22 protein-coding genes and 1 other annotated feature are annotated in these 22789 nt (G+C 28.2%); of the genes, 3 read left to right on the forward strand and 19 right to left on the reverse strand.

Going from position 1 to position 22789, the window contains the following annotated elements; all coding sequences use genetic code 11:
* Nucleotide 1: 1 nt before the first annotated feature.
* The 11 genes from Q1K13_RS08990 to Q1K13_RS09040 all read right to left on the reverse strand — a co-directional run bounded on the left by Q1K13_RS08990 (nucleotide 2) and on the right by Q1K13_RS09040 (nucleotide 11546).
* A complete protein-coding gene (locus tag Q1K13_RS08990) occupies nucleotides 2-259 on the reverse strand; it encodes an IreB family regulatory phosphoprotein (RefSeq protein ID WP_300349779.1) in 258 nt (85 codons plus the stop codon).
* Nucleotides 260-401: 142 nt separating this feature from the next.
* Entirely contained in the window at nucleotides 402-3041 is a 2640-nt protein-coding gene (alaS, locus tag Q1K13_RS08995; protein ID WP_300349781.1) for an alanine--tRNA ligase, read from the reverse strand.
* 199 nt (nucleotides 3042-3240) lie between these two features.
* Nucleotides 3241-3412 (reverse strand) — a binding site (T-box leader).
* A 234-nt stretch (nucleotides 3413-3646) separates the two neighbouring features.
* Nucleotides 3647-4684, reverse strand: a complete 1038-nt coding sequence (locus Q1K13_RS09000; RefSeq protein WP_300349784.1) for an AI-2E family transporter — start codon at nucleotides 4682-4684, stop codon at nucleotides 3647-3649.
* Nucleotides 4685-4699: 15 nt separating this feature from the next.
* Nucleotides 4700-5170 (reverse strand): PRC-barrel domain-containing protein, encoded by a 471-nt coding sequence (locus Q1K13_RS09005; RefSeq protein ID WP_300349787.1) that lies wholly within the window; start codon nucleotides 5168-5170, stop codon nucleotides 4700-4702.
* 173 nt (nucleotides 5171-5343) lie between these two features.
* Nucleotides 5344-5760 (reverse strand): hypothetical protein, encoded by a 417-nt coding sequence (locus Q1K13_RS09010; RefSeq protein WP_300349789.1) that lies wholly within the window; start codon nucleotides 5758-5760, stop codon nucleotides 5344-5346.
* Between the two features lie 187 nt (nucleotides 5761-5947).
* On the reverse strand, nucleotides 5948-7027 hold the full coding sequence (gene mnmA / locus Q1K13_RS09015) for a tRNA 2-thiouridine(34) synthase MnmA (RefSeq protein ID WP_300349792.1): 1080 nt from the start codon (nucleotides 7025-7027) through the stop codon (nucleotides 5948-5950).
* 19 nt (nucleotides 7028-7046) lie between these two features.
* Nucleotides 7047-7481, reverse strand: a complete 435-nt coding sequence (nifU, locus tag Q1K13_RS09020; RefSeq protein WP_300349795.1) for a Fe-S cluster assembly scaffold protein NifU — start codon at nucleotides 7479-7481, stop codon at nucleotides 7047-7049.
* A gap of 2 nt (nucleotides 7482-7483) precedes the next feature.
* Nucleotides 7484-8683 (reverse strand): cysteine desulfurase NifS, encoded by a 1200-nt coding sequence (nifS, locus tag Q1K13_RS09025; RefSeq protein WP_300349798.1) that lies wholly within the window; start codon nucleotides 8681-8683, stop codon nucleotides 7484-7486.
* Nucleotides 8676-9137, reverse strand: coding sequence for an RrF2 family transcriptional regulator (locus Q1K13_RS09030; protein ID WP_300349800.1), 462 nt, complete (start codon nucleotides 9135-9137; stop codon nucleotides 8676-8678). Before Q1K13_RS09030 ends, nifS begins: the two co-directional genes overlap by 8 nt.
* Before the next feature lie 241 nt (nucleotides 9138-9378).
* Entirely contained in the window at nucleotides 9379-10626 is a 1248-nt protein-coding gene (locus Q1K13_RS09035; RefSeq protein ID WP_300349803.1) for a replication-associated recombination protein A, read from the reverse strand.
* Nucleotides 10627-10649: 23 nt separating this feature from the next.
* Complete coding sequence (locus Q1K13_RS09040; RefSeq protein WP_300349923.1) at nucleotides 10650-11546, reverse strand: GGDEF domain-containing protein; 897 nt, start codon at nucleotides 11544-11546, stop codon at nucleotides 10650-10652.
* Nucleotides 11547-12093: 547 nt separating this feature from the next.
* Here Q1K13_RS09040 and Q1K13_RS09045 point away from each other — a divergent pair.
* The gene (locus Q1K13_RS09045; protein WP_300349805.1) at nucleotides 12094-12702 is read left to right on the forward strand and encodes a hypothetical protein; all 609 of its coding nucleotides are present in this window, start codon (nucleotides 12094-12096) and stop codon (nucleotides 12700-12702) included.
* A gap of 122 nt (nucleotides 12703-12824) precedes the next feature.
* Here Q1K13_RS09045 and Q1K13_RS09050 read toward each other — a convergent pair whose 3' ends face one another.
* From Q1K13_RS09050 to Q1K13_RS09060, 3 genes are all read right to left on the reverse strand, one after another.
* Nucleotides 12825-14102, reverse strand: coding sequence for an FAD-dependent oxidoreductase (locus Q1K13_RS09050; RefSeq protein ID WP_300349807.1), 1278 nt, complete (start codon nucleotides 14100-14102; stop codon nucleotides 12825-12827).
* 26 nt (nucleotides 14103-14128) lie between these two features.
* Complete coding sequence (locus Q1K13_RS09055; protein WP_300349809.1) at nucleotides 14129-15109, reverse strand: sulfide/dihydroorotate dehydrogenase-like FAD/NAD-binding protein; 981 nt, start codon at nucleotides 15107-15109, stop codon at nucleotides 14129-14131.
* A gap of 173 nt (nucleotides 15110-15282) precedes the next feature.
* Nucleotides 15283-16161, reverse strand: a complete 879-nt coding sequence (locus Q1K13_RS09060; protein ID WP_300349811.1) for a D-alanyl-D-alanine carboxypeptidase family protein — start codon at nucleotides 16159-16161, stop codon at nucleotides 15283-15285.
* Nucleotides 16162-16482: 321 nt separating this feature from the next.
* Here Q1K13_RS09060 and Q1K13_RS09065 point away from each other — a divergent pair, with 321 nt between their 5' ends.
* Together Q1K13_RS09065 and ytfJ are read left to right on the forward strand one after the other, a co-directional pair.
* Nucleotides 16483-16932, forward strand: a complete 450-nt coding sequence (locus Q1K13_RS09065; protein ID WP_300349813.1) for a DUF2953 domain-containing protein — start codon at nucleotides 16483-16485, stop codon at nucleotides 16930-16932.
* A 22-nt stretch (nucleotides 16933-16954) separates the two neighbouring features.
* Entirely contained in the window at nucleotides 16955-17377 is a 423-nt protein-coding gene (gene ytfJ, locus Q1K13_RS09070; RefSeq protein WP_300349816.1) for a GerW family sporulation protein, read from the forward strand.
* Nucleotides 17378-17522: 145 nt separating this feature from the next.
* Here ytfJ and scpB read toward each other — a convergent pair whose 3' ends face one another.
* The 5 genes from scpB to Q1K13_RS09095 form a co-directional block, all read right to left on the reverse strand.
* The gene (gene scpB, locus Q1K13_RS09075; RefSeq protein ID WP_300349819.1) at nucleotides 17523-18119 is read right to left on the reverse strand and encodes an SMC-Scp complex subunit ScpB; all 597 of its coding nucleotides are present in this window, start codon (nucleotides 18117-18119) and stop codon (nucleotides 17523-17525) included.
* The gene (locus tag Q1K13_RS09080; RefSeq protein ID WP_300349823.1) at nucleotides 18112-18858 is read right to left on the reverse strand and encodes a segregation/condensation protein A; all 747 of its coding nucleotides are present in this window, start codon (nucleotides 18856-18858) and stop codon (nucleotides 18112-18114) included. The genes scpB and Q1K13_RS09080 overlap by 8 nt, the downstream gene beginning before the upstream one ends.
* 454 nt (nucleotides 18859-19312) lie before the next feature.
* A complete protein-coding gene (locus tag Q1K13_RS09085) occupies nucleotides 19313-20539 on the reverse strand; it encodes a D-alanyl-D-alanine carboxypeptidase family protein (protein ID WP_300349826.1) in 1227 nt (408 codons plus the stop codon).
* 129 nt (nucleotides 20540-20668) lie between these two features.
* Nucleotides 20669-21100, reverse strand: coding sequence for an HIT family protein (locus Q1K13_RS09090; protein WP_300349829.1), 432 nt, complete (start codon nucleotides 21098-21100; stop codon nucleotides 20669-20671).
* Between the two features lie 158 nt (nucleotides 21101-21258).
* On the reverse strand, nucleotides 21259-22560 hold the full coding sequence (locus Q1K13_RS09095; protein WP_300349832.1) for a pyrimidine-nucleoside phosphorylase: 1302 nt from the start codon (nucleotides 22558-22560) through the stop codon (nucleotides 21259-21261).
* Nucleotides 22561-22789 lie beyond the last annotated feature (229 nt).

Below are 22789 nucleotides of genomic sequence, written 5' to 3' on the forward strand. Positions count from 1 at the left end.
GTTATTTTATCTCTAGATAAGATTTTATAACTTCTTCAAGTATTTCATCTCTTTCCAGTTTCCTTACTAAAGCTCTTGCCCCGTTGTAATTAGTGATGTAAGTAGGGTCACCTGAAATTAAGTATCCAACTAGTTGATTAACCGGGTTGTAGCCTTTTTCCTTTAGTGAGTTGTATACGTCAGTTAATATTGTTTTAGTTAAATCCTCCTTATTTTTACTAAAATCGAACTGCATTGTGTGGTCTAACTTGTTACTCATAACCTGCTGCTTACTAGCAGCTCACCCCCTTACAGTAAATATATTTCAATAATATATCTACCTATATTATTATCTTTTAAATTAATTTTTATACACGCTTTACTTTATAATCATTATAAACTATATTTCTATAAAAGTACAACTATTTTACAAGCATTTCTACAACTTCTTGAGCTTTTTCTAATGCTTTAGCTATGTTTTCTGGATTTTTTCCACCAGCTTGAGCCATGTCAGGTCTTCCACCTCCACCGCCTCCAACAACTGCTGCAGCTTCTTTAATAACTTTTCCACAGTGAACTCCACTATCTAATGAGTTCTTAGTTGCCATAGCTACTAGATTAACTTTTCCTCCTATTTCACTTGCTAAAACAACTATTCCTTTATCTAATTTATTTCTAACTTTATCTGCTAAATCTCTTAACGAGTTTCCATCAACATCTTTAAGTTCTGCTGTAACTAAACTTACTCCATTTATTTCAACTTTGTTATTTAATATATCATCTTCAGCACCTTGAACTAATTTAGCTTTAAGTTCTGCAATTTCTTTTTCTTTCTCTTTTAATTCATGAGCTTGAACTGATATTTTCTTAACTATTTCTTTTTCATTACACTTAAGCATTGAAGAAACTTCTTTAAGAATATCATTCTTAGTTTCCATAAATTTCAAAGCACTTATTCCAGTAACAGCCTCTATTCTTCTTATTCCAGCAGCAACTCCTGATTCTGAAACAATTTTGAATAATCCAATTTCTCCAGAGTTAGCTACGTGAGTTCCTCCACATAATTCTTTTGAGAAATCACCAACAGAAACCACTCTTACTTTTTCTGCATATTTTTCGTCAAATAAACAAGTTGCTCCACTATTTCTAGCCTCATCTAAAGACATTTCTTTTGTATCAACAACAGCAACTGTCATTATTTTCTCATTAACTATTAACTCAACTTTTTCTAATTCTTCTTGAGTTAATCCTGTGAAGTGAGTAAAATCAAATCTTAATCTTTCAGCATCAACATATGAACCTGATTGATTTACATGATCTCCTAAAACTTCTCTTAATGCTTCATGTAACATATGAGTTGCAGTGTGATTTTTACAAATATTAGCTCTTCTTGAAGCATCTACTGAAAGTTTAACTTCTTGACCTTCTTTTATAGTTCCTTCTACAACTTTTATGTGATGAACAAATTTTCCACCTACATTTTTCTTACAATCAGTAACTATTGCCATTCCTGTTTCTGAAGTTATATTACCTACATCTCCAACTTGACCTCCCATTTCAGCATAGAAAGGAGTTTTCTCTGTTAATAAGAATCCTTCTTCTCCTTCTGAAAGTTCAGTTTTAAATTCTTCGTTAGTTCCTAAAACTATAACTTTTGAATTTAATTCTAAGTTTACATATCCATCGAACTCAGTAACAATTGAAGCTTCAACCTTGTTTATTGGACTTTCTTCACTTCCCATGTAGCTGCTTTCGCCTCTAGCATTTCTAGCCCTCTCTCTTTGTTCCTTCATTTCTTTGTTGAAGTTTTCTATGTCAAGGTCTAATCCCTTTTCTTCTAATATCTCTTGAGTAAGTTCTAGTGGGAATCCATAAGTATCATATAATTTAAATGCTTTAGCCCCTGATAAAACTTTCTCATTCTTTTCTTCCATTTCATCAATATAACCCATTAATATATCCATTCCTGAGTCAATTGTTTCATTGAATCTTTCTTCTTCTAGTTTAATTATTTTTTTGATGTAATTAGCTTTTTCTTTTAACTCTGGATATCCTGCTCCATAGTTTTCAACAACAGCATCTACCATTTCATTTAAGAATATTCCCTTAACTCCTAAAAGTCTTCCATGTCTAGCAGCTCTTCTAAGAAGTCTTCTTAAAACATATCCTCTACCTTCATTTGATGGTTGAACTCCATCACATATTAAGAATGTAACACTTTTACCATGGTCAGTTATTATTCTTAATGATGTATCAGTATCTTTGTTTTCTCCATATTTAGCATTTGTTAATTCACAAGCTTTATTTAATATGTTTTTAACTGTATCTATTTCAAATATGTTGTCAACGCCCTGCATTATTGTAGCTATTCTCTCAAGACCCATTCCTGTATCTATATTCTTTTGAGCTAACTCATTGTAATTTCCTTCTTCATCTTTATCAAATTGAGTGAAAACTAGATTCCAAAACTCAACTATTCTATCAGCATCTGAAGATTCTAAGAATTCTTCTACAGTTTCAACTTTTCCTTCTCCTCTATCAAAGTGAATTTCTGTACATGGACCACATGGACCTACTCCAATTTCCCAGAAGTTATCATCTTTTCCTAATCTGAATATTCTGCTTGGATCTACATCTGTTTTACTAGTCCATATATCGAATGCTTCATCATCATTTTCATATATTGTTACATATAATTTGTCTTTTGGAATTCCTAATGTTTCTGTTATGAACTCCCAAGCCCAAGGAATTATTTCACTTTTAAAATAATCTCCAAACGAGAAGTTTCCAAGCATTTCAAAGAATGTACCATGTCTTGAAGTTTTACCAACATTCTCTATATCACCAGTTCTTATACACTTCTGGCAAGTAGTTATTCTTTTCTTTGGTGGCTGTTCTAATCCTGTAAAATAAGGTTTAAGTGGTGCCATACCAGCGTTTATTAATAATAAACTCTTATCATTTTTAGGTACTAACGGAAATGATTGTAATCTTAAATGACCTTTGCTTTCAAAAAAGCTTAAATACTTTTCTCTTAATTCATTTGCTCCCATGAATTTCATAATTTTTTACCTCCAAAATTTATTATTTATTAAGTTCAAATAATTATCATACCTATTTCATAAATATTTTTATATACTCTTATGAAGTCAAAAAATATAAAATTAAACAGGCTAATCTATTTTAATTAAACTAAATAAAATATTTATTTATCATTAGTTTTACACATAAAAAAGGAACATAAAAACAATCTTCCCTAAGACAAGGGACGAAAGACTATGCTCCGCGGTACCACCCTAATTATGTAAAACTACATCACTCATAATAATTATAGCTCTTAGATAGCTTCAACATCCCTTTTAAGAAGTTCTCACCATCCACTTCCTCTCTGAATAAAAGTAAAATGTCTACTAATTCTAGTCAACGCTTTTCATTTAGTTATTATAGGCAAATTATAAGAAAAAAATCCTCTCATGTCAATATAATTACCAATTAATGTTAACTATTTTAATAAATTTTATTTATAATTTTTGTAAATTTTATTTATCCTCATAAGCTAAATCACATATATTCCTAAACTATATGTTTTTTCATAAACCTAAAAAAACTTTTTAATAATAAATCTATTTTATACCTTTAAAAATTTAATTTCACTTCTTAAAAAGTTCTATATAAACATATAATAATCTAAATCTTCATAAATAACTTTTATAACTACAGCTATGGGAACTATAAAAACCATTCCAATAAGTCCTCCAACCTTTTCTCCTATAAGCAACAAAACTATTATTAAAATTGGATGCATATCTATACTTTCAGCAGTTATTTTAGGTGCAACTAAATTTCCTTCTATTTGTTGAATAATTATAAATGTTAATATTACCCACAATATTTTTGTTGGTCCCTCTATAACAGCCACTAAAATAGCTGGAATAGCTCCTAAAATTGCTCCAAAATAAGGTACTATATTCAAAATCGCATTTAATACTGCTAATAAAAGTGGGAATTTCAATTCTAGTATTAACATACCCATAAAAGTCATAATACCAACAACTAAACTTAATGATAGTTGCCCTAAAATATATTTTCCTAATACCTTGTCAACATCCTTTCCCAAGCACCTTAATAATTCTCTTTTATCCATTGGGCAAAAATATAAAAATTTATTTGTTACTAAATCTCCATAGGCTAAGAAATAATAGGCTAATACTGGTATAACAGCAAAGGCCAATATATTCTCTGAAAATCCTATAAATCCATTTATTATACTGTTTGCCAAAGATAAAACTATAATATTTAATTTTTCTATTATTTGATTTTCAACAACAGAAAAAACTTCTAAATCAATATATTTAAATTTATAAACTAAGTAATTTATAAAACCTCCAATATTATTTACTAAACTTTCAAAACTCTTTCCTTCTTTAAACATGCTTGGTATTAGAACAATAAAGAAAAATAACACTAAAAGAATTACTACAACAACAATCAACATAGCCAATAATTTTTTATTAATCTTAGTTTTAATACACAAAAATTTATAAAAAGGTTTAAGTATATAAGCAAAAACCCCTGATGCTATAATTATGAAAACTATATCTCTTAGAGCTTCAAATCTATATAAAATATAAAAAACAACTAAACATATAAATGATACAATAATATTTTTCTTTATATTTTTATTAATTTTGAATGATTCAAGCATATTAAACTCTCCCTTTTATACAAATTTAGCTGGAAGCATCCTCATTGTTATATTTTTATTTCCAAAAAAAAGCAAATTTTCTTCTCCTAATATTGTGTCTTTTATCTGAAAAACTCTTTTCCCACTTTTAAACTTATTAAAAAATCCACCTACAACAATTAATCCTCTAATTGAAAAATCATAATCTATAAGCAAATCCTCTAATATCCCCAATATACTTCCATCCTTATCTATGAAATCAAAATTCTTTATTTCACTGAATTTTACTCCTCTATGGATATGAATCCCAACTGCCATAATAGACTCATTTATTGAAATAACATTACTTAAATCCACATAATCTAAATTTGAAAAAAGTTTTTTAGAAACTATAAAACCAGTTATTTTTCCATTAAAATAATCTAAAGCTAAATCATTCACTACCCCTATTTTCTTTCCTTTTGAATCAAAAACTGTAAGACCCATTAAATCTCTAACTCTATACATTTTAAATTCTCATCCCTTTCTAGCTGAGTTTTCATATGACAATAAAGGAAAATATTATTAATAAACTTAGTATTCTCTCTATCATTCCAAAAAATTCATGTAAAAACTTAAATTTAATAATTTTTATAAAAAAATAAGTAGATTTCAACTTAATTAAAATCTACTTACAACCTTTAAAGTGAAATACTCTCATACTTCATTATTTTCATATCTGCATAATAAGGAATATTTTCTTTTATAATATTAAAAACTTTTTCATAATCATCTATATGAAACCTTAAGTATTTATCCATAAATTTTCCTGTTAACTCAACTTTAATCGACTTAGATGCTCTTATAGTTACCACTCTAACCTTTTTCCATTTAATAACTTCTATACCTCTATACCAAACAACAAATCCCTCTTCACATATTCCTTGATTAAGCCATGTTGTTATTAACATTGATATTCCAGCTAATCCAACTAAATAATGAAAAACTGTTTTACCCCAAATTATAGTTATTATTAATATAACTAAAGAACATAATAAAACTACATTCTTTTCAAGTTTTGTGCTTATAGATTTTACTAATAATTTTTTTCTGCTCAAAACTGATTTTATTGTCATAAAAATAAAAAATATAAAAACAAATATACTCAAGATAAAATTCATATCCATACTTTACTTTAAAAATCTCCCGCTATAAAATTTAATTTGAATTTTTTAAATATACATTATCTATTTTATAATACTACTAATTACAAAACAAAAAAACCCCCAATTAGGGAGTTTTTTATTAAAGTAGGCTTTCTATTATTCCTCCACCTACAACTAAATCACCTTTGTAGAAAACAACAGATTGACCTTTAGTTATTGCTCTTTGTTTATCTTCAAAAGAAACCTTAACTTTTCCATCTTCAATAGGACTTATAGTAGCCTTGGCAGGTCTAGCTGAATATCTAATCTTAGCCTCAACCTCCATTGGTTCTTCAAGTTTATCTATAGAAATAAAGTTTATATCTTTACAAACTAAATCAGTTTTAAAGATATCTTCTTCTGGTCCAACTACAACAGTATTAGTTAAAGGATTTATATCTGTAACAAATACTGGTCTTCCAAGCGCTAAACCTAACCCTTTTCTTTGACCTATCGTGTAGTAAACAATACCTTTATGTCTTCCTAAAACATTACCAAACTTATCTACAAAGTTTCCTTCTCTAACCTTGTTTGGCGCTACTTCACATATATATCTTCCATGATTATTATCTGGAATAAAACATATTTCTTCACTATCTTTCTTATTATGAACATCAAGTCCTATTTCTTTAGCAATTTCTCTAATTTTATCCTTAGTATATTCACCACAAGGCATTAAAGTATGTTCTAATTGGTCTTGAGTTAAGTTATATAATGCATATGTTTGATCTTTTCTATCATCTTCAGATCTTATAAGTTGGAATCTTCCATCCCTCTCCTCAATTTTAGCATAGTGTCCTGTAGCAACATACTCAGCTCCTATACTTCTAGCTTTTTGTAAAAGCTCATCAAATTTAAGATATTTATTACATGCAATACATGGATTTGGAGTTCTTCCATTTATGTACTCGTCAACAAAATAGTCTATAACATTTCTTTTAAAACTATCTCTAAAATTTAAAACATAGAAAGGAATACCTATTTTCTGAGCAACTCTTCTTGCGTCATCAACAGCTGAAAGTGAGCAACATCCACCTTCTCTTTCCTCGTATTCCTTATCTTCTTGCCATATTTGCATTGTAATACCAACTACATCATATCCCTGTTCTTTTAAAAGGTAAGCAGCAACGGAGCTATCAACTCCGCCACTCATACCAATAACAACCTTCTTCTTTGTCACAAAATCACCACTTTAAATCTTATTCTTCTCCGTGAACATGTTCATGTATATCATGTGAATGTTCTTTCATATCCCAAGGTTCTAAACCTTCTCTTTGTCTATAATCATTGATTGCTTTATGTATAGCTTCCTCAGCTAATACTGAGCAGTGCATTTTTACTGGTGGAAGACCATCTAAAGCTTCTGCAACAGCTTTATTTGATAATTCCCAAGCTTCTTCTACGCTCTTTCCTTTTATTAACTCAGTAGCCATACTTGATGAAGCTATGGCTGATCCGCAACCATAAGTTTCAAACTTAACATCTTCAACTATGTTATTTTCTATTTTAAGATATATTCTCATTATATCTCCACATTTAGCATTACCAACTTCTCCAATTCCGTTAGCATCTTTTATTTCTCCTACATTTCTTGGATTTCTGAAATGATCCATAACTTTTTCACTATATATCATGACTAATTCTCTCCTTCAATTTCTTTTAAATGATTTTTCCATAATGGTGATATACTTCTTAATCTCTCGATGATTGCTGGTAATTTTTCTATTACATAATCAACATCTTCTTCTGTAGTAGCTTCACCTAAACTTAATCTTAATGAACCGTGTGCTATTTCATGAGGTAAACCTATTGACAATAACACATGTGATGGATCTAATGATCCTGATGTACAAGCACTTCCACTTGAACCACATATTCCTTCAAAGTCTAATGAAAGAAGTATTCCTTCTCCCTCTATAAAATCGAAGCATACATTGACATTACCTGGTAATCTTTTACTTCCATCTTTTGGTCCATTCAATCTTGTAAATGGTATTTCTAATAATCCATTTATTAATCTATCTCTTAAAGCACTCATTTTCTCAATATGATCTTCTAAATTATTTCCTGCTATCTCCATAGCTTTTCCTAATCCAACGATTCCTGGTAAGTTTTCAGTACCAGCTCTTCTAGCTCTTTCTTGGCTTCCTCCATGAATTAGGCTGTCTATTCTAACACCTTTTCTTATATATAATGCTCCAATTCCTTTTGGTGCATAAACTTTGTGTCCAGCTAATGAAAGTAAGTCGATATTCATATCTTTAACATCAATTTTAACATTTCCTACAGCTTGAACTGCATCTGTGTGGAAGAATACTTTTCTTTCTCTACAGATTTTACCTATTTCTTTTATTGGTTCTATAGTTCCTATTTCATTGTTTGCAAACATTACAGAAACTAATATAGTTTTGTCAGTTATTGCATTTTTTAATTCTTCTAAATTTATGAATCCTTCACTATCTACATCTAGATAAGTAACTTCGAATCCTTGTTTTTCTAACCACTGACAAGTATGTAATACTGCATGATGTTCTATCTTTGTAGTTATTATATGATTTCCTTTATTTCTATGAGCAAAAGCTATTCCTTTTATTGCCCAGTTATCTGCTTCTGATCCGCCACCTGTGAAGTAGATTTCATTTGTATCTGCATTTAAAACTTTAGCAACCTGCTCTCTTGCATTATCAACAGCCATTCTTGATTCTCTTGAAATTCCATAGAATGCTGATGGGTTTCCAAATTTATTTGTGAAATATGGTAACATTTCCTCTAATACTTCTGGTTTAACATATGTAGTTGCTGAATAGTCCATATAAACTACTTTGTCATTATTCATTTTCTTCACTCCTACTAACAATTTTTAAAGCATCATTTTTTTCTTTCATTACTTTATAATCTTCTACTATATCTTTAAGAGTTACTGAGTTTGTAACCTCATCTATGCTTGTTTTTATTTTTTTCCATAAAAGTCTAGTTGCACAACAATCCACATTGTTACAAACCACACCTTCTAAACATTCAGATATTTCTATTGGTCCTTCTAAAACCTCCATTATATCTGCAACTGTTATTTCTTCTGGTAATCTATTTAAAATATATCCTCCCTGAGCTCCTCTTATACTTTTTATAAGTTTAGCTTTTCTTAAAGAACTAAATAATTGTTCTAAATAATATTCAGATATATTTTGTCTTTGTGATATTGATTTTATAGATACAGGTGATCCACCATAATGTATGGCTAAATCAACCATAGCTTTTACACCATATCTTCCTTTGGTAGATAATTTCATTTAATCACCTCTAAATCCGACTAATTTGATGTACTTTATGTAATTATAATATCAAAACCGAGTAATTTTGTCAACAATAATATTCTCATATTTTTAATATCTTTTTTACAAAAAATCATATATTTCAAAAAAATAATATTTTTTCTTTATATGTAAAAAAAATAATTTTTTGACTGTTTAAAATTAATAGTATATTCTTTAACTATATTACTAAAAAATAAATATCTTATCATAATAAATCCTATTTATTTTTTATATTACTCCAATAAAATTTAAGACTACTTTCATATTTATTATCCTTAGGTTTATAATACTCTTTATTTTTCATATTCTCTGGCATATAATCTTGAGGAACATAACTATTAGGATAATTATGAGGATATAAATATCCACCTATTCCAAGTTTACAAGCTCCACTATAATGTGCATCCTTAAGATGTTTTGGAACATCCCCTGAATTCATTCTTTCTAAATCTCTACTCGCCTCTTCAATGGCAATATATGCACTATTTGATTTTGGAAGAGTAGCTAAGTAAATAACAAGTTCTGAAAGTATTATCCTAGCCTCTGGAAATCCAATTTTTAAAGAAAGTTCAATTCCACTATTTACAACTTGAAGTGCATTAGGATGGGCTAAGCCTATGTCTTCAGCAACAATTACTCCAAGCCTTCTCACTATGCCCTCTAAATTTCCACCTTTTATAAGTCTAGCTAAGTAATGGATAGCTGCATCTGGGTCACTTCCCCTTATACTCTTTTGAATGGCACTTAAGAGATTATAATAATCATCCCCTGAAGCATCAGACTTTAAATTTGATTGTCCTAATTCTTCTATGTATTTCTTGTTCAAGACAATATTTTCTTTGTCTTGAGATTTTATACCTAATTCTAAAATAGTATAAGCTTTCCTTACATCCCCTTGAGAAATTTCTCCTATATATCTTATTGTGTCTTCTTCTATATTAAACTTATATCCCTCATCTTCAAGCTTCTTAATAGACCTTTCTAAAGCAACAATAATATCATCTGTAATAACTGGTTCAAAAGTAAATATTGTACTTCTACTTAAGATAGCCTTATGAATAGCAAAGTAGGGATTTTCCGTTGTACTTGCTATTAATATTACTCTTCCATCCTCTATAAATTCAAGTAAAGCTTGTTGTTGCTTTTTATTAAAATGTTGAAGCTCATCAATATAAAGTATTATTCCTTTAAAATTAAGTAAATTATCAATATCAGAAGTAATGCTTTGAATTTCTTTTATGGATGAGGTTGTGGCATTTATTTTATAGAATTTCTTATCTGTATAATTTGAAATAATATTTGCTAGAGTAGTTTTCCCTACTCCTGGAGGACCATAGAATATACAATTCATTATATTTTTGTTTTTTATAAGCTTATTTAAAGGAGTACCCTCTCCTATAATATGCTTTTGTCCAACCATATCTTCTAACTTTTTAGGACGCATAATATCTGCTAAAGGTCTCAAAATTTCACCACCTAAATAATTAATTAAAACGCTGTTTTGTTTCTTCCTGTCATTTTTGCAACATAAAGCTTATCATCAGCATGTTTTATTATATCAGATATTTCTTCTTCTTTTGCAACTTCGTAAAGACCAAAGCTTGCAGTTATTTTTATTTTTAAATCATCATATATAAAATCTTTTTCTTCAATTAATTTTCTAAGTTTTTCAGAAACAAGTACTCCAACCCTTTGATCAGTATTATTTAAAACTATCAAAAATTCTTCTCCCCCATATCTTCCTACCCAATCACTACTACTTCTTATATTACTTCTTAGAATTTCTGAAAAATCTTTTAATATTCTATCTCCAATTATATGTCCATAAGTATCATTTATATTTTTAAAGAAGTCTATGTCAGCCATAATAACAATTGTTGGCATATCTCTTTTTATATTTCTTTCTATTTCCCTTTGAAGCCTTTGATTTATATATCTTTTATTATATACACCAGTTAAATAATCTTTTGCAATACTTTCTCCAATATTATTCATTGTTAAATCTAAATATGTAATTTCACCACTTCTATCTACTATTTCTCCGTTATTTGTTATATCCTTTAAAATCTCAACAACATATCTTTTATCTTCAATTTCTATAGGTGATGCTATAACTAAATAAACATTTCCATTATTATGTTCTAATTTAACAAATGTATCATTTTTTAAAAATGCCTTTTTTGATATACAGTTTTCACACCCTGACTCCTTTTTCCATATATCATGACAATTAACAATCCAAAAACAATCTTTTATGATTTTTCCATGATTACATTCATATTCATTTGTTTTATTTAACATAACTTTCTTTTTTATTGGATCTACAACCCTAACTGCATCATAAAAATTTTTGAATAAAGACAATCTACCCTTAATATCCAACACAATGTCCAATTAAATTTCCTCCAATACTCTAAATATAAACCTTATATTTTTTGTCAATCTTTTAAATATTAATTAGTCATTAAAAGAATCTTTTTACAACCATCTAACTACTATGGATAATTATACAATAAAAATCTATTTATTTAAAACTTACCTATTACTAGTATAAACTGCCCTCAATTTCTCTATTAAACCTCTCATATTACAGCCAATTTTATTTACTCTTTGTTAAATATTATAACATTATATGGAATATTTTGAATATTAATAAAAAATTAAATCTTATATTTCTCATCATATTTCCTTAATTTTAATCTTTTTGCAAAATATTCTTATAAACTACAATATTTTTGAATTCACTTCATTTTTATAGCAACATCAATAACACAACTTAAACTAACTCCAAAGCTCTAGATCAAAGACTATTAAACCTTATGAAATTTTTATTAGTAAATATTCAACTTTACATTTCTTCATAAAGTATTAGAACTATTCTTCTTAATGCACTATAATTAACTTATAATAAATTTATTTTAAGGAGAGTAAAGTGAATAGAGTTAAATTTCAAAACATAATGTATCTTTTCAGAGAAACATTTATGCAAAATAAAAAAAACATATTAATATGTTTATTGAATTATTTTTGCCTATATGTATTATCCATAGGTTCAGTCCAAATTGAAAATGCAATTTTTAGTCTTTTCGTTATAATACTAACTATAGTTATAAACTGTGGTGTTATTACAGCAATAAAAAATTGTTCTTATAAAAAAGTTAACCTAAGGTACGTTGATATATTTACTTTAGGTAAAGATAAATTAAAGCTTGGTGCTTTTTGGTACATACTAATAGCATTTCTAACTTCAATTTTAGGAGTGGTTCTTTCTCTAATTCCAACACCTATGTTGGCTACATCTTCTTATATTGGAGGTATTTTATTAAATTCAATGCTAACTCCACTTATGATAATATCAATAGCAGATATTACTGTTGTTAACAGAAAGAACTATGTTTATGTAATCATCTTAATGGTATTTATTTTTTGGATAAACCTACTTCCTCATGTTGGTGAATTCCTAAACTTTTTAATAATTCCATTATTATCACTTTATTTAGTTTCACTATCGGAAGCCGAAATAAAAACTTTAAATAACTAAAACAATAGACTATATAAAATTACACTAAAATTCTTATAAAAGTAAGAAAAAGTTTTTTTAATATTTATTAAGTAATTTTTGATATAGTCTATTTTAATTATAATTTTCTATTAAATAATCATCTAAATTAACTTTTTGCTAAATACACCATCTAAATTAAGCTGAGCTACTCTTTTTTTAATTTCATCCTTATCTATTGTATATAATCCTAATTCTTTCATTCTATTAAAATAAACAGAGCCTGCAAATGTATATCTACTCTTCTTACCCTCTCTACTTTGAGAATTTTCATTTGCAAAAGCAATTATATCTCCTAAAACGGTAGATCTAGGTAAAATTAAGTATGGCATACCTAAGAAATATCTAACTGCATTATGACCTGCTAATGTTCCTGTAACTATAGCTTCAGTATGTCCAACGAATAAACCTGCTTTCTCACCTGCACAAAAAAGATTATTAACTCCCTTAACTTTCATATTATCATCTCTTGGTGCCACAGAAAGATATCTTATTGAATTTCCCTTTCCACCTGCATATGGATCAACATACTTAGCATTTTCAAATCCTTTTATTTTTCTTAGTTTTTCTAATGGATAATAAGTAGTCATAAGTTTAGCATGTCCAGTATCTAATAATACAACATTCTCTGCAAATTCTTTTAATGCATATTGCTGGCAAACTTTAGTACTAAGCTTATCATAATTTATATCTTCCTTAGGAATTTCACAGACAACACATCCTTTTTCCTCTAACTCTTTTCTTATTTCCTCTGAAAGAGTTTCCTTTGCAAGTTTACATGAACCACTAAATGCACCTAGTTCATCTCCTACTCTTTCTCCTTGGATATCATCTACTCCACATCTTTCACTTATACTTATTCTTGGCCCAAAAGATGGACATCTTAAAACACACATAGAACATCCATTACCATATCTTAAACAATTTCCCATAGGTCCAGTTGACCCAGTTGTCTCAATAAAAACATCCCCTTCATAATACTTACCATCACATGTATATATACCAAGAATTTTTTCTCCTTCTTTCTTAATGTCAATAACTCTAGAAACCATTTTAACTTCAATTCCTAAACTCTCAACATATCTTTTAACTTCCCCCTCAATAAGATTTACATCATAAAGCCAAGCATGTTCATGCCCTGGGAAAGGAATATTCTTATGCCTACTCACTTTGTCAGTTATTTTTATTAAATCTCCTCCTCCCATTTCTATTAATTCTTCAGAGGCTGTATATCTACCATTATTTCTCATTATTCCGCCAACATTACCAAGTCCTAAAAGTAAATCAGTTCTTTCAAAAATAGTAACATCAGCACCCATTTTTTTCGCTTCAATAGCAGCAGCTGTGCCTGCCCATCCACCGCCAATAACAATAACCTTCATAAAAATTCTCCTTTCAAAGCTAAGTTCTAAATAAATCTTCTATCTTCAAAAATCTTTCTTGGATCACTTTGAACCTTACAAAGCCTTTTAACCTTATGACCTGCAAATCTAGCAGTACAACTTCCACAAACTCCTTCTCCACAACACATCTTAGCATTGTTACAACAAGAAACCTTTGTATCCTCATCTCCTATTTCATTTAAATATTCAATAAGTTTATAAGTTAATATATCAGCTCCAGCTGAATGAATTAAATCAAAATTTCCATTTTTGATTGCTTCTTTTCCTTCCTCTGAAATTTCACCCTTATTTATTAAATTCATATAAATATACTCAACCTCATAACCTTTAAGATATTCTTCTAAATAGCTTTTTTTGAAAGGTGATTTATCTAATAGAATCTTAACCTTATTTCCCTCATCAACTAATTTCTTAATTACAGGGACTGCCGGTGCTAATCCAATTCCTCTACAAAGAACAAGGACCTCTCCATTCTTAGTAGAATTTATGTTTTTAAGTCCAAAAACCCCATTAAAATAAGGCCCTCTTATTGTTATTTCTCCATTTATATCAGTGTTTAAGAGCCTCTTAGTTTTTATTCCTCTAATTTCTATAAGTACTTTTATTATATTTTTATCAGCATCAGATTCTAAAATGGATATAGGTACATCAAAGAAGGGGTCATCCTTAGTTCTTATAAAAATAAATTTTCCCGGACCTAATAAATCAATGCAAAGTTTATGTGGTGCTTTAAATTCAACATACAAAAGTCCCTCTTCAACTTCTAAAGTATCTATAACATCACAAATAAAAGTCTTTCTTCCTTCTTTCGCCTTAAATCCATTGCTTGCAAACTCCTCAAAGATACAAACACCTTTCCAATTTACGCAATCACAAAAACATTTTCCATGAAGCTGTGAACATAAAATACATTCTCCCTCCTCAGCTAAATGACAAGGACAAAACTCAGTACCTGCATCTATGCAATCAATAACTTCATAATTCATATAAAAATCCCCCCAAGTAAGTTCTTACTTATAAAGTATCCTTAATATATTAAAAATGTTCCTATATAAACATAAAAAGTTTTAATAAAAAATTGATTGTTTTGTATTTTTAGGAAATAAAATAGGCTTATTGCAAACATTATAAATTTTATTTGCAATAAGCACATTTAAATTTAAGAATAATTTTCTTTTACATAATTATAAACTCTTTCTGTGGCTTCCCATCTAGTAGGACAATTTAAAACAACTATTATTATATTTCTTCCATTATGATTTACTGAACTTACTAAGCATTTTCCAGCTTGCCCTGTATATCCTGTTTTTCCTCCATTGGCATTTGGAAGTTTCCAAAGCATTTTATTTATATTATTATAGCTTCTAGTAAAATCATATTTTGAGGCTGCTACTTCTTTAGTTCCTGAAATTTCTCTAAAGAATGGTTCTTCCATAGCCTTAGACATTAATATTGCTAAATCATAGGCTGATGAAAAATGCATCTGGCTATCTAATCCATGAGGAGATTGAAAATTTGAATCCTTTAATCCAATCATTCTTCCAAAGTCATTCATTATTTTTGAAAATTCTTCTATGCTTCCTCCAATATGTTCAGCTATGGCAATAGCTGCATCATTTCCTGATTTATACATAAGTCCAAAAAGAAGTTCTCTCATTTTTATTTTTTCTCCAGCTCTAAACCCAACCTTTGATCCCCTTATACTAGCTGCTGTTTTTGAAATAATAACCTCATCATCTAAATCTGCATAATTTATAGCTACTAATGCTGTTAGTATTTTGGTTGTACTAGCCATTGGTACACATCTAAATGCGTCCTTCTCATATAAAATCTTTTTATTTTTTGTATCATATGCAATAGCAAAGTGAGCATCTGGTGTAATATCCTTACAATTTTTACCTTCACCATCTTTAACATCGATTTTTTCTATTACAGCTTTATCATATGAAGTTTCAAATGCATTTTCTAAAGCCATTACATTTACATTAATAGATAAAATCATTAAAAAAGCAATTAAACCTGTGATTATTTTTTTCATTTAAATTTCCTCCTAAACAAATTTCTATTTTGTTTCTAAATAAATTTTGGTAATTAAAAGGAACTTCACATTAAAATACTATGTTTTTATTTTTCCAAATAATAAGTTTTATACCCTAGTATTTTCTTGGATAATTTAATCTTTTTTTGACAATAATGTATATGTAGTGAGGAGGATTATGAGGTGCTTAGATTTTTTTTATTTCTCTTATTATTTTTTCTATTATTTTTAATATTTTGCCCAATAAAGTTAAAATTTAAAATATTAGCTACTGAAAAAAACTTAGAAGTTTACTTCTATAAATTTAAACTCTTTTCATTAATGGAAACAATACATAAAAGAGAAGAGAAATGTAGTGAATATAAAGATTCTAAATGTACTAATTCCTCAAATAATTCAATAGCTAAAAAAAATAGAAAACATAAAAAAACGCCTAAAAAAAAGAGTGGATTTTCCATTGACATAAAAAAACTAATCTCTCTTCTATATAGTAATAAATTTAAACCTAAATTAAAACTTTCATTTAATTTAAAGTATTCTACAGAAGACGCTGCTTTGACAGCCTTATTATTTGGACTCATTCATCAAGGGACTTCTTTTTTATATCTTTTGCTGGAATCATTTTTTAATCTCAAAAAATTCACTAAGGAAATCCTTCCAGAATTTAATGATATAAACTCAATATTATTTGAAATTGAAAGTATAATAACCCTTAATTTTGCTCAAATTATATATATAGGAATTTTATATTTTATTAAGAATAAATTATAAAAAAATATTTAGGAGGATATTTATGATTAAATCAAATCACCCAATAGAAAACTTAATGGGTACAACAATGGAAAATCTTAGAGATATGATAGATGTAAACACTGTTATTGGTGATGCCATAGAAACAAAAGATGGAAGCTACATAGTTCCAATTTCAAAAGTTTCCTTTGGCTTTGCTTCTGGTGGCTCTGAAATTCCAAACAAGGAGTTAGAAAAATTAGAAGATAGATTTGCCTTTGGTGGTGGTTCTGGTGCTGGTGTTAGTGTAAAACCAGTTGCATTCTTAGTTTTAAAAGGAGATTCTGTAAGGTTGCTTCCTGTAAACCAAAATAATACTTACGATAGGATTGTAGATAATATCCCTCAAATAATAGATATATTTAAAGATATGGGAAATAAGACTTGTGATAATAAAAATCCAAAAAACCCCTGTGATTTTGACTAATTTATATAATTTAAAATTTTAAAAAAGCATTCTATAAATATGGCAAAAAGGACTCTATCAAAACAAATTTTTAATAAGACTTATATGAATAAAGTATCATTACAAAGTTTATTATTTAGTGTTGATATAGTCCTATATATTTTCTTTATTTTTCCTCTTCTCCATGAATAGCAACTTCCTCTTCAATATCAGTAAAAAGTTCTATTGATGGAAGATCCTCTAAATCATTTAATGCAAAATGTCTTAAAAATTCATCTGTTGTTCCATAAAGTATTGGTCTGCCTGGAACCTCTAATCTTCCAGTTTCTTCAACTAAATTTTTCTCAACAAGTCTTTGTATAGCGCTCTCACTTTTAACTCCTCTTATTTCATCAATTTCAACTCTAGTAATTGGTTGCTTATAACATATAATAGCCAAACTTTCTAAAGAAGCTTGAGAAAGTGATTGTCTAACATTTTTCTTTAACAACTTTTGAACATACTCACTATTTTTTGTCTTAGTAACAAGTTGATAAGTTCCATTTAAACTAATAAGCTTTATTCCTCTTGATCCATCTCCATTATATATATTCATAAGTTCTTTCATTAACTCTTCAATATATTTAAAATCTTCTTCAACTATTCTACATATATCTCTTAGTGCCAGTGGTTCTCCACTTACAAATAAAAGAGATTCTATAATAGACATAATTTCATCTTTTCTAGAAATCTCACTAAATTCTATCTGATTTATATCACTCATTAACTTCCACCTTCTCCATTACAATCTCTCCAAAATTATAGTGCTGAACAACTTTTATTTCACTTCTTTTAATAAGTTCTAACATTGCCATAAATGTAACTACAACTTCAAGCTTACACTCACACTCATAAACAAACTCTGAAAATCTAACAACACTTTTTTCTGTAAGTTTATCTCTTAAAAAACTAATTTTATCAGTAATCTTATACTTATCTACGCTGATTTTCTTTTCCATTACATTTAAGTTTTGTTTTTCACCATAGACTCTCATTAAATTATTATAAAGTTTATAAAGATCTAGCATTGATATATTCTTAAAATAATCTTCATCTAGTTTATTATCAACTTCAACCTCAATAATCTCAGCCTTCTTAGTAAATACCTCTCCTGTAGATAATTCTCTTTCCCTTAAATAAGCACTTATTTTTTTAAACTTCTTATACTCCTGTAGCTTTTCCATAAGCATTTTTTGAAGGTCTTCCTCATCAACCTCTTCATAAGCCTTAGCTTTAGGAAGTAGAGATTTTGATTTTATCTCAATTAAAGTAGCTGCCATAACAATAAATTCTGATGTTATTTCTAAGTCAAGCTCCTTCATTAAATTTATATATTCTAAATACTGTTTTGTGATTTCATGAATCTTTATTTCAGTAATACTCATTTCATTCTTTTTTATTAAATGTAAAAGCAAATCAAAAGGTCCATCAAAGTTTTTAAGTTTGATAATTGGCATTTCCATAAAAAATATTCTCCTATTTATAGAACTTCATAAAAAACATAGGTCTACCTTATATAAAAATTTAATATTTTAAAGAATAATTTTAATAATAAACCTATAACAAAAATTCTATTTCTACATTTCAAAACTTCACATAATATCATAACAACTATCCCTTAAAAATGCAATGAACCTCCCATAAAAGCTAAGTAATAAACAAAAAACCTCCTATCAAGTAAAAAAATTAATATTTTTCTACTTAATAAGAGATTTTTAATAGTATTCTTTATTTTTCATATACAAAAAATATTTTTAGTTATTTATTCTAAAAATATTACCTATAACTCTTTTCTCTTGAAATCTTTTTATCCCTTAACTTTTTATTTAATAAATTAACAAAGTTCTCTATTTCTTCTTTTGTTTTTTCCTTTTTATCATCCATAATAACTTTACCCTTTAACCTTGTAAATTTTTATTATTTAGTTTTATCTTCTCTTTGTTCTTCTTTATTTTCCTCTATACTTTCATTTTTACTCTTTTCTTCATCACCATTTAAAAGATTTTTAACTTTAAATTTAACACTATCTAAAATTCCACCTTTTTTCATATCTCTATCTGAATATAAATCTACTTTTCCTAAAAGTTCTTCATTTAGATAGTATTCACAATGTCCTACAATTTCAAACTCTTTAAATTTTTTCTTACTTTCATCTAAAACAACTTTCTTTTCTATTTTTTCACCCATTCCTTTAGGGAAAACTAAAACTAAGTCCTCTTTTGCTTTTCCTATGATAAACTTATCACCTGTTTTGCTCATAGGAATTTGTTCAATATCTGAGTCTTTCTCTGCAACTTTCTTACTTTCAAACTTAGAGAAACCATAATTCATAAGCATACTAGCATCTCTATTTCTTATTTTAAAAGTTGGTGCTCCCATTATTACAGAAAGCATTCTAACTCCGTCTCTTGTTGCAGTTGCTGAAATACAATACTTAGCATCATTTGTGAATCCCGTTTTTAAACCATCACACCCTTTAAAAAATCTAACAAGCTTATTATGGTTAACAAGTTCAATTGGACTCTTTCTTCCCTCTGATATTGTTTCCATATATGTTCCTGTATATTTAAGTATAGTAGGATGTTTTAAAAGTTCTCTAGACATAATTGAAATATCATATGCAGTTGAAAGATGTCCTTCAATAGGAAGACCTGTGCAGTTTTTAAAAGTAGTATTTTTCATTCCAAGTTCCTGTGCTCTCTTGTTCATCATTTCAACAAAGCCACTTTCACTTCCTCCAAGATATTCAGCCATGGCAACAGCTGCATCATTTCCTGAAGCAATACCAATTCCCTTTATTATCTCTTCCACAGTTCTAATCTCACCAACATCTAAAAGCATGGTACTTCCACCCATTTTTTTAGCTGTCTCACTAACTGTGATTTGGTCTGTTAACTTCATCTCTCTTCTATCTACTTTCTCCATAGCAAGTAACATAGTCATTATCTTTGTTACTGAAGCAGGTGCAAATTTTTCATTAGCATTCTTCTCAAATATTATTTTACCTGTATTAGCCTCCATAAGAAGTGCTGACCTAGCTTCAACATCTAAAACTTCCTCAGCTTTTACAGAAACAGGTGTAATGATACTAAATAAAGATAAAAATATTGCAAAGGTTGCTATTTTTCTTATGTACTTTTTCATAATATATTCCTCCTCTCTTGCTTATTTTCTCCTAAAAGAAATAAATTATAAGCAAAAAAGGAATTTTCATAATACTTATGTCCTTAGATAAAATTTAATTAAACCTATTTTCCAATAATTTTTATAAAATTATTTATTTTTATATAAGGCTTTTTCCAGATTATTTTCAACAATATTTTTTATATGATCAAAAGTATGTTTTCTTTCTACTTCTTTGCAAACCCAAGAAAATTCGTCTTCCCTATACCGTGGAAAGATATGCATATGATAATGACCTATTTCATTAAACTCTCCTCCATTTTGCATAATTGTGTACCCATCTGGATTAAATACATCCTTAAAAACTCCTACTAAAATTTTAGACAACCTAGTAATTCTTTCTAAACTTTCATCATCAACTTCATCCACATCACAATAATGGTTTTTAGGTACTATCAATATATGGCCTTCATTTATTGGATCATTATCTAAAAAACAAATTACTAATTTATCCTCATATATTACATAAGATTCTAAATCCTTATTAATTATTTTGCAAAATATACAATTATTATCTCTCATAAAATTCTCCTTTATAAAATTTAAGACCTAGCAATTAATAATCTTCCTTAAATTTAAAGAATCATATTAATAAGCTAAGTCTTAAACTACTTAACGCTATAAATTCTATATAAAAAGTATATTACTTCTTATATCTAATTAATACCTTTTATTAAAAACTATCTAATAATGTCATATATTAAAGGAATATCTTTTACTGACTCTGAAATTTCATAGTTAGCTAAAATTCCATCTATAGCTTTTTTTCCTTTCTCCTCATCATTAGCATGTACATATGCTATTATATCCCCCTCTGAAACCTTGTCTCCTCTTTTCTTTTCAAGTACTATACCAACAGCTAAATCTATTATACTATCTTTTGTAGCTCTTCCTGCCCCAAGTTCCATAGCAACTAATCCTATATTTTCAGCATGAATTTTACTTATCACACCTGATCTAGTAGCTTTTACTGGCATAATATATTTTGCATTATGGAAGTTTGAAGTATCATCAATTACTGATGCATCTCCTCCCTGAGCTTTTACAAATTCTTTTAACTTTTCAATTGCTTTTCCTGATTTTATAGTTCCAAGTAACATTTCTCTTGCTTCATCTGTATCTTTTGCATGACCTGATAAAACAACCATATTACTTCCTAAAGTTAAGCAAAGTTCTAATAAATCTTTAGGTCCATTTCCTTTTAATGTTTCTATTGCTTCCTTAACCTCTAAGGCGTTTCCTACTGCAAATCCTAAAGGTTGATCCATATCTGAAATTATTGCAACAGTGTTTCTTCCAACATGCTTACCTATTCCAACCATTTCAGTTGCAAGTTCTCTAGCTGCCTCTGGTGTTTTCATGAAAGCACCATCTCCAACTTTAACATCTAAAACTATAGCATCAGCACCTGCTGCTATCTTTTTACTCATTATACTTGAGGCTATTAATGAAACATTATCCACAGTTCCTGTAACATCTCTTAAGGCGTATAATTTTTTATCTGCCGGTGCTAAATCTCCAGTTTGTCCACCAACAGCTAATTTAATAGTATTAACATTATTTATAAACTGATCCTTAGTCATTTCAACTGAGAATCCATCAAAACTTTCTAATTTATCAATAGTACCTCCAGTATGTCCAAGACCTCTTCCTGACATCTTAGCTACTGGTATATTTAAAGCTGCAACCATAGGTCCTAAAACTAAAGTTGTTGTATCTCCAACACCACCTGTTGAATGTTTATCTACTTTTATTCCATGTATTTCACTTAAATCTAATATATCTCCTGAATTAACCATAGCCATAGTTAAATCTGAAGTTTCTCTCTTATTCATTTTTTCAAAGTATATAGCCATTAATAATGCTGATACTTGATAATCTGGAATTTCTCCCTTTGTATATTTATCAATAAAGAAATTAATTTCTTCTGTGCTTAATTCTCCACCATTTCTCTTTTTTAAAATTAAATCATACATTCTCATAAGTTTTTCCTCCACCTCATCAATCATGATAACCTTTTCACAACTAATTTTATCAAATAAAACCAATACTTACAATAGTTTTGTAAATTTAATACTTTATTAACAACTTTTTAATAAACAAAATACTTATTTTACTATGCTTATTATTTTAAGTAATGTCTTAAATAAAATTATAGTTTTTTGCTAAAACACAATATTTTTGTGAAAAATTATATTAAATATATTACTA

Source organism: Clostridium sp. (assembly GCF_029267215.1).
In the GTDB taxonomy this organism is placed as follows: Bacteria; Bacillota; Clostridia; order Clostridiales; family Clostridiaceae; genus Sarcina.

Coding starts and splice junctions, on each gene's coding strand:
- Q1K13_RS09030 (WP_300349800.1), bottom strand. CDS start 9,137: ATGAAATTATCTACCAAAGGAAGATATGGTGTAAAAGCTATGGTTGAT.
- Q1K13_RS09065 (WP_300349813.1), top strand. CDS start 16,483: ATGGAAACAATACATAAAAGAGAAGAGAAATGTAGTGAATATAAAGAT.
- nifU (WP_300349795.1), bottom strand. CDS start 7,481: ATGATATATAGTGAAAAAGTTATGGATCATTTCAGAAATCCAAGAAAT.
- Q1K13_RS09055 (WP_300349809.1), bottom strand. CDS start 15,109: ATGAATTATGAAGTTATTGATTGCATAGATGCAGGTACTGAGTTTTGT.
- alaS (WP_300349781.1), bottom strand. CDS start 3,041: ATGAAATTCATGGGAGCAAATGAATTAAGAGAAAAGTATTTAAGCTTT.
- Q1K13_RS09050 (WP_300349807.1), bottom strand. CDS start 14,102: ATGAAGGTTATTGTTATTGGCGGTGGATGGGCAGGCACAGCTGCTGCT.
- nifS (WP_300349798.1), bottom strand. CDS start 8,683: ATGAATAATGACAAAGTAGTTTATATGGACTATTCAGCAACTACATAT.
- Q1K13_RS09090 (WP_300349829.1), bottom strand. CDS start 21,100: ATGAGAGATAATAATTGTATATTTTGCAAAATAATTAATAAGGATTTA.
- Q1K13_RS09085 (WP_300349826.1), bottom strand. CDS start 20,539: ATGAAAAAGTACATAAGAAAAATAGCAACCTTTGCAATATTTTTATCT.
- Q1K13_RS09000 (WP_300349784.1), bottom strand. CDS start 4,684: ATGCTTGAATCATTCAAAATTAATAAAAATATAAAGAAAAATATTATT.
- Q1K13_RS09005 (WP_300349787.1), bottom strand. CDS start 5,170: ATGTATAGAGTTAGAGATTTAATGGGTCTTACAGTTTTTGATTCAAAA.
- Q1K13_RS09060 (WP_300349811.1), bottom strand. CDS start 16,161: ATGAAAAAAATAATCACAGGTTTAATTGCTTTTTTAATGATTTTATCT.
- ytfJ (WP_300349816.1), top strand. CDS start 16,955: ATGATTAAATCAAATCACCCAATAGAAAACTTAATGGGTACAACAATG.
- scpB (WP_300349819.1), bottom strand. CDS start 18,119: ATGAGTGATATAAATCAGATAGAATTTAGTGAGATTTCTAGAAAAGAT.
- Q1K13_RS09095 (WP_300349832.1), bottom strand. CDS start 22,560: ATGAGAATGTATGATTTAATTTTAAAAAAGAGAAATGGTGGAGAATTA.
- Q1K13_RS08990 (WP_300349779.1), bottom strand. CDS start 259: ATGAGTAACAAGTTAGACCACACAATGCAGTTCGATTTTAGTAAAAAT.
- Q1K13_RS09080 (WP_300349823.1), bottom strand. CDS start 18,858: ATGGAAATGCCAATTATCAAACTTAAAAACTTTGATGGACCTTTTGAT.